We start from the raw sequence: 9668 nt of genomic DNA, 5'->3' as shown, positions 1-9668 counted from the left end.
GGGGGGGGGGGGGGGGGGGGGGGCCCCCCGGGTGGTTGGCCCCCCCCCCCCCCCCCGGGCGGGGGGGGGGGGGGGGTCGCGCCCCCCACAACGCACCGGCGCACCGGAATCCCGGCGGTCAGCGGGTCAGCGCTTCGGCAGCAGGTGGGCGATCCGCTCTGCGAGCGCGGAGCGCTTGAGCTTCTGCGTGGGCGTGAGCAGGGCGGCCAGCTCCTCGGGGTCCGGCAGGAGCACCTTGTAGGAGCGCAGGCGCTCGGGGGCGGGGACCTTCGCGTTGGCGGCCTCCACGGCGGCGGCCACGGACTCGCGGATCCGCTGCTCGGTCACCTCGAGCATCCGCTCCGCCCCGTCGCGCATCCGCTCGGCCCGGTGGTCGGCGCCGTCCTTGAGGCGCGCGGCCAGCGGCTCCGGCAGGGACCAGTCGGGCAGGGAGCGCTGCGCCCAGCCGGCCAGGGCGTCCCGGTCCAGCAGGATCATGGCGGTGGGGTGGTCCAGGCCGTCGCCGATCACCACGGCGTGGCCGACGGCGGGGTGCAGCTCCACCTCGCGCTCCCACGCGGCGGGGTTGATGGTCTTGCCGTTGGCGGTGACGATCACGTCCTTGACGCGCCCGGTCACGGTGAGCCGGCCGTCGCCGTCGAGGCGGCCGAGGTCCCCGGTGCGGAACCACTCGCCGTCGAACGCGGCGGCGGTCTCCTCCTCGTCGGTGTACCCGGCGAACACGCCGGGGCCACGCATCTGGATCTCGTCGTCGGCGGCGATCCGCACGGACATCCCGGGCAGGGGCAGGCCCACGGTGCCGGGGACCACGTCCCCCTCGCGGTGGCCCACGGCGGGGGCGGTGGTCTCAGTGAGCCCATAGCCCTCGAACACGGTCAGGCCCATGCCGGTGAACAGGCGCAGCAGGTCCGGGTCGAGCTTGGCCGCGCCGCACAGCAGGTGGGTCACCCGGCCGCCGAGCAGGTGCCGCACCCGGCGGTAGAAGAGCCGCTCGTAGAGGGCCAACTGGGCGCGCACGGGCGCCAGGAGCTTGGGGTCCTCGCCCAGCACCACGCGTCCCTTCGCGACGGCGGCCGCCCGGGCGCGCTCCCAGAGCACGCCCACGGAGAGCGGGCCCACACGGGTGCCGCGCGCCCTCTCCTCCACGCCGAGCACGATCTTGGACAGCACGCCGGGGACCACCATCACGAAGGTCGGGCGGATCTGACCCATGGACGGCACGGCGGCCTTGGGGTTGCCCACGTGCGCCACGGTCATCCCGCCGTGCAGGCAGATCATCTGCACGGCACGGGAGAGCACGTGCGCCAGCGGCAGGAACAGCACGGTGGAGCCGCCCGGGTGCACGAACCCCCGGTAGGCCTCGGCCACGTTGAGCACCTGGTGGACGAAGGACCGGTGCAGGATCCTCGTGCCCTTGGGCTCGCCCGTGGTGCCGGACGTGAACACGATCGTGGCGACGTCGTCCAGCCCGCGGTCCGTGCGGGCCGCCTCGAGCGCCTCGTCGGTGACGTCGACGCCGAGCGCCTCGAGGGCGCGCAGGTCGCCGGCGGGGGCGCCGTCGGCGTCGTCCAGGGTCCACACCGCGGACCCGTGGGGGCCGCGGGCGGCGCCGTCCCGCGCGTCGAGGGCCTCGCGCAGCGTGGCGGCGGCGGCCGGGGAGCCGGCGAAGGCGGCGCGCACGCCCACGACGTCGGCGATCGCCGCCATCTGCGAGGCCGGGGCGGAGTCGAACATGGGGACCACGACGGCGCCCGCGTAGAGGGAGGCGAGGTCCATCAGGGTCCACTCGTAGCGGGTGGCCGAGACGATGGCCACAGCCTCCCCCGGGCGGATCCCCAGCGCGATCAGGCCCTTGGCCAGCGCACGCACGCGGGCGTGGAACGCGGCCGTGGTGACCGGCTCCCACGGGCCGTCGAACGGCGCGGCGGGGTGGCGCACCTGGAAGGCCACCACGTCCGGATGCCCGGCGGCGCGGCGCTCCAGGACGTCGGTGATGTTGCGCAGCTCGGCGGCGTCGGCGAGGGCGGGCATGTCCACCTGGCGGCGGGGAGCCGGGGAGGCGGACGGGGCGGCGGGGACCGGGGAGGCGGAGTCCATGGTGACGATTCTTGTGCATCCGCGGCCCGCTGACCTGCACCCGGTCCGGACACGGCGACGCCGGCCGCCCCGGGGAGGGGGCGGCCGGGACCGGATCAGGCCTGGACGAACTCGGCGTCGATCTCGATCTTCACCTTGTCGCCCACCAGCACGCCGCCGGCCTCGAGCGCGGCGTTCCAGGTCAGGCCGAAGTCCTTGCGGGAGATCTCGGTCTTGGCCTCGAAGCCCACGCGGGTGGTGCCGAACGGGTCGGTGGTCTGGCCGCCGAGCTCGACCTTCAGCTCGACCTGCTTCGTGGTCTCGAGGATGGTGAGGTCGCCGACCAGGACGAACTCCTCGCCGTCGAAGTCGCGGACCTCGGTGGAGCGGAAGGTCATGGTGGGGTGCTTCTCCACGTCGAAGAAGTCCTCGCCCTTGAGGTGGCCGTCGCGGTTGGCGTCCTTGGTGTCGATGGACTGCATGTCCACGGTGATGTCCGCGGAGGACCGGGCGAAGTCCTCGGCGACGGTCAGGGTGCCGGAGACGGCCTGGAAGGTGCCGCGCACCTTGGAGATGCCGGCGTGGCGGACGGTGAAGCCCACCTCGGTGTGGGAGGCGTCGAGGTTCCAGGTTCCGGGGGTGACCTGCGTCATGGGGATGCTCCTTCAGGGGTGTTCGAATCGGCGGTCACGGGGTGCTCCCCCGTGCTTGTTTCAAATCTAAACATCTCTTCCCGTCGCCTGTCCAGAGCTTGCACGTGAAAGTCGGAAACACTCCGTCACACTTCACGTGTGAACCACGGAATCGCGCCGTTCGCGCGCCGGGGGCGCGGGCGCCGTTGTCGCGCCCCGCGTCCTGTAACCTGGGCCACACGTGCCGCCCACCCGCGGTCGCCTCCGGCGCCGACCCGCGCCGACGACGACGGGCCCCCACCTGGTCCTCCCCGTCCGACCACTCCGCGCGAGGCACCCCGCCCGCGGACCTTCCGACGACGACACCAGCCCCGGCGACCCGCCCCCGCGCGTCGCCCTCCCGCCTGAAGGAGGCCCCGCCATGACCGTCACCCTCTCCCCCTCGCCCACCCAGCCGTTCTCCCCCGTGCCCGGCCAGCGGATCGACCCCGAGCTCGCCCGCTCCTGGCTGCTCGTGAACGCCGCGCAGCCCGAGCGCTTCCAGCCCGCGGAGGACTCGGCCGCGGACATCGTGATCCTGGACGTCGAGGACTCCGTGGCCCCCGCGGACAAGGCCCGGGCCCTGCAGGACACCGTCGACTGGCTCACCTCGGGCCACACCGCGTGGGTCCGCCTCAACGGCTACGGCTCGAAGTGGTGGGAGGACGACGTCGCGGCGCTCGCCGCGACCCTGCCCGCGCACCTGGGCGGGCCGGTCGCCGAGGGCGGCCTGGCCGGCGTCGTACTGGCGATGGTGGAGTCCACCGACCACGTGAACGAGACCGCCAAGCGGCTGCCGGGCGTGCCCGTGGTGGCGCTCGTGGAGACGGCACGCGGGCTGCAGCGGATCGACTCGATCGCGGCGGCGAAGGGCACGTTCCGCCTGGCGTTCGGCATCGGCGACTTCCGCCGGGACACCGGCCTGGGCGAGTCCCCGATGGCGCTGGCGTACACGCGATCCCAGTTCACGATCGCCGCGAAGGCCACGGGCCTGCCCGGGGCGATCGACGGCCCCACCGTGGGCACCACGGGCGTGAAGCTGGCCGAGGCCACCGCCGTGACCGCCGAGTTCGGCATGACCGGCAAGCTCTGCCTGGCCCCCGAGCAGTGCGCGCCGGTGAACGAGGGCCTGAGCCCCTCGCAGGAGGAGCTGGCCTGGGCCCAGGACTTCCTCGAGGAGTTCGCCGCGGCCGGCGGGCAGATCCGCAACGGCTCCGACCTGCCGCGCAAGGCGCGCGCGGAGAAGATCCAGGCCCTCGCCGCGGCGTTCGGCGTCACCGCCGGGCACATCCCGGACGAGGACAACCGCGCGGCCGCCCCCTCGGACACGTACCACTACTGACCCGCCCCCACGGGGTCGGGACAGGGGAAGGGCCCCGGACTCGCCGTCCGGGGCCCTTCGCCGCGCCGCGCCCCGTGCTCAGACCGCGGCCGCCTCCCGCGCGGACCCGGCACGACGCCGACGCACCGCCGCCGCCGCGGCGCCGGCGAGCACCAGGGCCAGCAGGCCGTAGATCACCCAGGTGATGGGGCTGGCCACGAGCACCGCCGGGTCGCCGACGGAGCTGAGCAGGGCGTCCCGGACGCTGGTCTCGGCGAGCGGGCCGAGCACCATGCCGATCATCAGCGGCGCCACGGGATACCCGAACCGGCGCATCAGGAAGCCCAGCACGCCCAGGCCCAGGAGGAGCAGCAGGTCGAACACGCGACCGGACGTCGCGTAGATGCCGAGCCCGCAGAACAGCGTGATCCCCGCGTAGAGGTAGGGGTTCGGGATGAGCAGGAGCTTGGCCCACAGCTGCGCGAACGGCAGGTTGATGAGCAGCAGGACCAGCATGGCCAGGAAGAAGCTGGCCAGGAGGGCCCACACCAGGTCCGCGTTGCGCTCGAAGAGCAGCGGGCCCGGCTGCAGGCCGTACTGCCGGAACGCGGCGAGCATGATCGCCGCGGTCGCGGAGATCGGCAGGCCGAGCGTCAGCAGGGCGCCCATCGCCATGCCGGTGGTCGCGTTGCCCGCGGCCTCCGGGGCGGCCAGGCCCCGGATCGCGCCCCGGCCGAACCGCGGCTCGGCGCGGCGGGCGTCGAGGCGGCGTTCGACGTCGTAGGCCAGGAAGGTGGGGACCTCCGAGCCGCCGGCCGGGATCACGCCGAACGGCAGGCCGATGCCGGTGCCGCGCAGCCACGCGGGCAGCGCCTCCCGGAACTCCGCGCCGGTCAGCCACGGCCGGCCGGCGGAGCGCACCTGGTGCACCTCGTGGTCGCGCCGGGCGCGGGAGGCCACGTGGAACACCTCGCCGAGCGCCAGGACGGCCACGGTCACGGTCACCAGGGAGATGCCGTCGAACAGCTGCGGCGCGCCCAGGGTGAAGCGCTCGGTGCCGGTCACGGAGTCGATCCCGACGACGGCGATCCCGAGGCCCAGCACCAGTGCGATGAGGCCCTTGATGACGGAGTCGGAGACCACGGAGGACGTCGCGATGAACGCGAACAGGGCGAGCGCGAAGTACTCGGCCGGGCCGAAGTTGTTCGCGAACTCGGCCATCACCGGGGCGAGGAACACCACCAGGACGGCCGCGATCATGCCGCCGATGAACGCGCCGATCGCCGCGGTGGCCAGCGCCTGCGGCGCACGCCCCGCCTGGGCCATCCTGTGGCCCTCGAAGGTGGAGGCGATCGCGGAGGCCTGCCCCGGGGTGTTCATGAGGATGGCCATCGTGGAGTCGCCGAACATGCCGCCGAAGTACACGCCGGCGAACATGATGAACGCGGCCGTGGGGTCCAGTGCGAAGGTCAGGGGCAGCAGCAGCGCCACCGCCATCGAGGAGCCCAGGCCGGGCAGCACGCCCACCGCGGTGCCGAGCAGGCAGCCGAGCAGCACCCACAGCAGGTTGGCGGGGGTGAGGGCTCCCGCGAAGCCCTCCATGAGGAGTCCGAGTGCGTCCATGTCAGAATCCGCCTCCCAGGATGCCCGAGGGCAGGTTCAGGCCCAGGCCCACGTCGAAGGCCAGGTAGGCGGCCGAGGACATGAACAGGGCGAGGATGACGTCGAAGCCGGGGCGGCGGGAGCCGAAGCCCCGCGCCACGCACCAGAACAGCAGGGCGCCGGCCAGGATCCACCCCAGCCAGGGCAGCAGCAGCGCGAACGCGAGGAACCCGCCGGCGGTCCAGGCCAGGGCCACCGGGTCGGAGTGGGTGCGCCAGCGGCGGCCGGAGTGGTCCTCGGGGTGCTCCGGCGTCCGCACCACCGCGAGCGCCTGCAGCACGGCCAGCACGAGGCCGACCGCCCCGAGGACGCCGGGGAAGAAGGCCGGGCCGGGGAAGTCGGCGTCGCCGGTGTCCATGCGCAGCGAGCCGATCAGCAGGAACAGGCTCCACACCGCCACGACGGCCGGCATGACCAGGCCCGCACGGCCGGCGAACCAGGTGCCCTCGCCGATCGGCCGGGGGCCGGGGCGGTGGGTCTCCTGCGCGGCGCTCATGCCCCGATCTCCTCGTACAGACCGGCGATCCGGTCGATCTCGTCCTGCACGAAGGCGTCCATCTGCTCGTCCTGCAGCGGCACCTCGCGCCAGTAGTTGCGCTCCACGGTGGCCTTCCACTCGGGGGTCGCCGTCGTCTCGGCCACCACCTCCTGGAGCGCGTCGAGGTCCTCGCCCGTGACGGTGGGCGCGGCGAAGAGGGCGCGCCAGTTGGTGAGGGTGACGTCGTAGCCCTGCTCGACGAGGGTGGGCACGTCGAGGCCCGGCAGCCGCTCCTCGGAGGCCACGCCCAGCACGCGCAGGCGGCCGGACTCCACGTGCGGGTACATGTCCGCGACGCCGCCGGAGGCGGCCTGCACGGTGCCGTTGAGCAGGGCCTGGACCACCTCGCCGCCGCCGTCGGAGGGGATGTACGTGATCCGGCCGGGGTCGACGCCGGCCTTGGTCGCCAGGTCCGTGATCACCAGCTGGTCGAACGAGCCGCCGCCGGACCACGCCAGCGCCTCGGTGTCCGCGGCCCATGCGGCCACGAGGTCGGCCATGGTGCGGTGCGGGGAGTCCGCGGGCACGAGGATCAGGTCGTACTCCTCCACCACCCGCGCCACGGGCTGGACGTCCTGGATCTTCGCGGGGGTGTCGTTCTTGAGCTGCGCGGCGATCTGGCCGGTGCCGCCGACCATCATCACGTTGGGCTCGCTCATCTGGGACAGCTGGCCCACGCCGATCGTGCCGCCGGCGCCGGGGATGTTCACCACCTGCACGTTGTTCACGAGCTGGTTGGCGCGCATGGCCTGCTGCATCTCCCGCTGGAACGTGTCCCAGCCGCCGCCGGCGGCCGCGGGGGCGATGAGCGTCATGTTCGACCGCACGTCCGTGCCGGTGGAGGCGGACTGCACGGAGAAGAGCACCGCCAGGCCCACCACGACGGCGGCGATCGCGGAGAAGACGGCGGAGCCGACGCCGAAGCGCCGGCCCGCGGGGGCGGTGCGGGGCAGGTCGATGGCCTGCGTCTGGGTGCCGAGGGCCCGCGGGGCGGGGGCGGCGTTGCCGACGACCTCCCGGGGCGGGTCCTGGCCGGGGACGGGGGTCATGGGGGGCCGACTCCTGGGGTGTGGGGGTGCGAGTCGGGCCAGCGTGTCAGGCATGTGATGAGCACCATAGAAGATGACAGGGTGTGTCGGGCGTCTCGCTATGCTGGCCCTGTGTCCGGCGGCGCCGTCGGGCACGCTCCCCGACCACCTCACCCTCGGAGACCCCCATGCCTCGACTGCACCGCGTCCACGAGATCGCCGACCTCGCCGCCGAGGCCCATCCGCGGAGCGGTGCAGACGCCGCCCGCCCCCGGGCGCTGCGGCCTGCCGCCGCGCTGCTCACCATGGGCCTGCTGCTCACCGGCTGCGCCGGCACGGACGGCGAGCAGACCGAGGACGGCCAGAGCGCCGGCGCGTCCACCACCCAGAGCAGCGGGGCCGGCGCCTCAACCACCCAGGCCAGTGCGAGCGAGGGCCAGGGCGAGGGGGCGGCCTCCGTGGATCCGGCCGACTTCCCGGCGTCCAACACCACCGGGCTGACCCGCATGGAGACCCTCGAGGGCACCGGCGTGGTGCCGAAGTCCGTGGTCTCCAACCAGCACGGGCTGATGATCACCAACAACGTGACGTACCGGCACAACGTCATCCTCTTCGACACCGAGACCCGCGAGGTGGTCCAGGCCCTGGAGGACACCGTGGACACGGACGCGATGGGCATCGAGGGCCTGTCCGGCGAGGTCAGCGGCGCACCGGTGGAGGCCGCCTGGACGAAGGACGGCCAGCACGCCTACGTCACCCAGTACGGCATCTACGACGTCGGCACGAAGCCGGACGACAACTGCACCGCCGGCTCGGCGATCGCCCCCTCCCTCGTCTACCGGTACTCGGTGGAGGAGAAGAACTGGGACGCCGCCTACCGCGTGGGCCGGGTGCCCAAGTACGTGGCCCTCTCCCCGGACGACTCCCGCCTGCTGGTCACCAACTGGTGCGACTCGAACATGACCGTCATCGACACCGCATCCGGGGAGACCGAGCACACCATCCCCCTGGACACCATGCCCCGCGGCATCGCCGTGCTGCCGGACAACAAGACCGCCTACGCCACCGCCATGTGGGCGGACAAGCTCTACCGCGTGGACCTGGAGGCCGGCACCTCCGAGCTGGTCATGCACACCGGCAAGAACCCGCGCCACCTCGTCCTGTCCCCGGACGGGAAGACCCTCTACATGACGGTCGCCGGCGCCGACCAGATCGTGAAGCTGGACGCCGCGACCGGCGAGGTCCTCGACAGCGCGCCGGCCGGAGACGAACCGCGTTCCATGGACATCTCCCCGGACGGCACGGCCCTCTACGTGGTCAACTACCACGCCTCCACGGTGAGCAAGATCGATGCCGAGACCCTCGAGGTCATCGACACGGCGCCGGCCGGCGTCAACACCATCGGCGTCACCTACGACGAGCCCTCCGGCGAGGTCTGGGTGGCCAACTACGGCGGCACCATCGACATCTACGACGACACCGACGGCGCCGGCCCGCGTGCCGGCGGCGCTGCGAAGGCCTCGACGGACACCGCAGAGGACGAGTGACCCTTCTCCGGCGCATGCACGCCGGATCGACATCTGTTCGCCGGGTCGCCCTGATCCAGGGCGACCCGGCGAACAGATGTCGACCGCATCGGCGCAGGGCACCGGCCCCACCGCCCGCACACGACGAAGGCCCCGGATCCATGATCCGGGGCCTTCGTCCGTGCGGTGCGCGAGGGGGGACTTGAACCCCCACGTCCTTTCGAACACTGGCACCTGAAGCCAGCGCGTCTACCTATTCCGCCACTCGCGCGAGCGGCTTCCCCATCCGGCACCGCGACGACGCGGAACCTGCCGAGGCAGCGAGGAACAGCGTACACCGGCCCACGTCACCCCTGCAACTCGCCGCCCGGGCGGCCGGGCCGGCCGGTCACCCGGTCACGGCCCCGCCCCCTCCCAGGCCGGACCCGTACTATCGGACGGACGACCACTTTGGGAGAGGAGCCCGGGTCCGTGGGACTTCTGGACAACCTCGAGCGCGGCCTCGAGAAGGCGGTGCGCGCCGCCTTCTCCGCCGGCGGCGCCCGGGCGGTGCAGCCGGTGGAGATCGCGTCCGCCCTCCGGCAGGAGATGGACAACGAGGCGTTCGCCCTGTCCGAGGGCCACACGGTGGCGCCCAACGACTTCACGGTGCACTTCGCCCCCGCGGACTTCGACCGCGCCCGCACGTGGGGCGCCACCCTGGCCAGCGAGCTGTGCGACGAGGTCATCCGCCACGCCCAGGCCCAGGGCTACTCCCTCCCCGGCTCCGTCCGGGTGGCCTTCCACGCCGACGACGCCGTCCGCCCCGGCCGCATCGACGTCGTCTCCCGCCTCGACGACGGCTCC

8 protein-coding genes and 1 tRNA gene are annotated in these 9668 nt (G+C 73.3%); 3 read left to right on the top strand and 6 right to left on the bottom strand.

The annotated features are described in order from the left end of the window. Positions 1–126: 126 nt before the first annotated feature. Together Q4D18_RS09540 and Q4D18_RS09535 are read right to left on the bottom strand one after the other, a co-directional pair. Positions 127–2097: a long-chain fatty acid--CoA ligase gene (locus tag Q4D18_RS09540; RefSeq protein WP_303127718.1), complete on the bottom strand. Its 1971-nt coding sequence runs from the start codon at positions 2095–2097 to the stop codon at positions 127–129. Between the two features lie 95 nt (positions 2098–2192). After that, positions 2193–2729 (bottom strand): YceI family protein, encoded by a 537-nt coding sequence (locus tag Q4D18_RS09535; protein ID WP_303127716.1) that lies wholly within the window; start codon positions 2727–2729, stop codon positions 2193–2195. Between the two features lie 400 nt (positions 2730–3129). Between Q4D18_RS09535 and Q4D18_RS09530 the strand changes: the two genes are divergently transcribed. Next, positions 3130–4089 (top strand): CoA ester lyase, encoded by a 960-nt coding sequence (locus Q4D18_RS09530; protein WP_303127714.1) that lies wholly within the window; start codon positions 3130–3132, stop codon positions 4087–4089. A gap of 78 nt (positions 4090–4167) precedes the next feature. On the opposite strand, the gene tctA is transcribed toward Q4D18_RS09530, so the two are convergent. From tctA to Q4D18_RS09515, 3 genes are read right to left on the bottom strand one after another with little or no spacing between them, the layout of a single operon-like run. Beyond that, a complete protein-coding gene (tctA, locus tag Q4D18_RS09525; protein ID WP_303127711.1) occupies positions 4168–5691 on the bottom strand; it encodes a tripartite tricarboxylate transporter permease TctA in 1524 nt (507 codons plus the stop codon). A gap of 1 nt (position 5692) precedes the next feature. After that, positions 5693–6226 carry a tripartite tricarboxylate transporter TctB family protein gene (locus tag Q4D18_RS09520; RefSeq protein ID WP_303127709.1) on the bottom strand — a complete coding sequence of 178 codons (534 nt, stop codon included), beginning with the start codon at positions 6224–6226 and terminating at the stop codon, positions 5693–5695. Further along, positions 6223–7317: a tripartite tricarboxylate transporter substrate binding protein gene (locus tag Q4D18_RS09515; protein WP_368389642.1), complete on the bottom strand. Its 1095-nt coding sequence runs from the start codon at positions 7315–7317 to the stop codon at positions 6223–6225. Before Q4D18_RS09515 ends, Q4D18_RS09520 begins: the two co-directional genes overlap by 4 nt. Before the next feature lie 167 nt (positions 7318–7484). Here Q4D18_RS09515 and Q4D18_RS09510 point away from each other — a divergent pair, with 167 nt between their 5' ends. Next, positions 7485–8843 (top strand): beta-propeller fold lactonase family protein, encoded by a 1359-nt coding sequence (locus Q4D18_RS09510; RefSeq protein WP_303127706.1) that lies wholly within the window; start codon positions 7485–7487, stop codon positions 8841–8843. Positions 8844–9009: 166 nt separating this feature from the next. Here Q4D18_RS09510 and Q4D18_RS09505 read toward each other — a convergent pair. Continuing rightward, a tRNA-Leu gene (locus tag Q4D18_RS09505) sits at positions 9010–9093 on the bottom strand. Between the two features lie 200 nt (positions 9094–9293). On the opposite strand from Q4D18_RS09505, the gene Q4D18_RS09500 reads away from it, so the two are divergent. After that, a partial coding sequence (locus tag Q4D18_RS09500) for a DUF3662 domain-containing protein (RefSeq protein ID WP_303127703.1) occupies positions 9294–9668 on the top strand: 375 nt, incomplete at its 3' end.

This window comes from Micrococcus sp., from assembly GCF_030523875.1.
Lineage (GTDB): Bacteria > Actinomycetota > Actinomycetes > Actinomycetales > Micrococcaceae > Micrococcus.
The sequence above is the reverse complement of the archived record's forward strand: the minus strand, read 5'-3'. Positions and strand labels throughout refer to the sequence as shown.

What these genes read in the sequence shown, in the direction of transcription:
- Q4D18_RS09540 (WP_303127718.1), bottom strand. Translation starts at nt 2,097, where the DNA reads ATGGACTCCGCCTCCCCGGTCCCCGCCGCCCCGTCCGCCTCCCCGGCT.
- Q4D18_RS09535 (WP_303127716.1), bottom strand. Translation starts at nt 2,729, where the DNA reads ATGACGCAGGTCACCCCCGGAACCTGGAACCTCGACGCCTCCCACACC.
- Q4D18_RS09530 (WP_303127714.1), top strand. Translation starts at nt 3,130, where the DNA reads ATGACCGTCACCCTCTCCCCCTCGCCCACCCAGCCGTTCTCCCCCGTG.
- tctA (WP_303127711.1), bottom strand. Translation starts at nt 5,691, where the DNA reads ATGGACGCACTCGGACTCCTCATGGAGGGCTTCGCGGGAGCCCTCACC.
- Q4D18_RS09520 (WP_303127709.1), bottom strand. Translation starts at nt 6,226, where the DNA reads ATGAGCGCCGCGCAGGAGACCCACCGCCCCGGCCCCCGGCCGATCGGC.
- Q4D18_RS09515 (WP_368389642.1), bottom strand. Translation starts at nt 7,317, where the DNA reads ATGACCCCCGTCCCCGGCCAGGACCCGCCCCGGGAGGTCGTCGGCAAC.
- Q4D18_RS09510 (WP_303127706.1), top strand. Translation starts at nt 7,485, where the DNA reads ATGCCTCGACTGCACCGCGTCCACGAGATCGCCGACCTCGCCGCCGAG.